This window comes from Pseudomonas koreensis, assembly GCF_012986595.1.
Lineage (GTDB): Bacteria > Pseudomonadota > Gammaproteobacteria > Pseudomonadales > Pseudomonadaceae > Aquipseudomonas > Aquipseudomonas koreensis.
Genome location: NZ_JAAQYM010000021.1, coordinates 1 through 896, shown reverse-complemented (window position 1 = coordinate 896; position 896 = coordinate 1). Strand labels below are relative to the sequence as shown.

Genomic DNA, 896 nt, shown 5'->3' with positions numbered 1-896 from the left:
AGCGCCTTCACGGGCCAAATAATCGGCGTTGCGTTTCTGGTTATCTTCTCTCTCTTTTTTCAACTTGCCCCTCCTCTCTTTCCTCCCTCCTGCAGCCCTCTCCCTTATGTTCCTCTCTCCATCGCTTCCAACCCCCCTTTCCTCCCCTCCCTCTTCTCTTTCCGTTCCCTTCTTTTTTCCCCTCCCCTTTCCTTTTTCTTTCCCTCTTTTTTCTTTTCTCTTCTCCTCTCCTTTTTTTTCCCTTTCCTTTCTTCTCCCTTCCCCTTCCTTTCTTTTTTCTTCTCTCCCTTTCTCTCTCCTTTTCTTTTCCTCTTCTCTTTTTTTTTCTTTTTTCCCTTTTCTTCTCCTCCCCCTTCCCCTTTCTTTTCTCTCCCTCCCCCCTTTTTTTCTCTTCTTCTTCTTTTTCTTTTTCCCCTCTTTTTTTTCCCCTCTTCCCCTTTTTCTTCCTTTCCTCCTTTCTCCCCCCTTCTTCCCTTCTCCTCTCTCTTTTTTTTTTCCTCTTCCTTTTCCCCCTTTCTTTCTCCTCTTTCCTCCCCCCTCCTTTCTCTTTTTTTCTTGCCTCTTTTCTTTCTTCCTCTCTCTTTTTTCTCTTCTTCCCTTCCTTCTCTTCTCTTCCTTTTCTCTTCTTCTTTTTCCTTTCCTTTTTTTTTTTTCCCTCTCCTCTCTTCTTTCTTCTTCTCTTCCTCTCTCTCCCCTTTCCTTTCCTCTTTCCCCCTCCTCTCTTCCTCCTCCCCCTTCCTCCCCGCTCCCCCTCCTTTTTTCTCCCTTTTGCCTTTTTTCCCTTTTCTTTCTTTCTTTCCTCTCCTTTCCTTCTTTCCTTCTTCCTTCTTCCTCTTTTTTTCCGTCCCTCTCCTTCTTTCTCTTCCTTCCTTTTTCTCCCTTCCCCTCTCCCTTTT

The 896-nt window shown here is 45.0% G+C and carries 1 protein-coding gene; it reads right to left on the bottom strand.

The window, feature by feature from the left end; translation table 11 throughout:
* Positions 1–896: hypothetical protein (locus HBN98_RS28430; RefSeq protein ID WP_169844092.1), on the bottom strand; the 896-nt coding region annotated here is incomplete at both ends.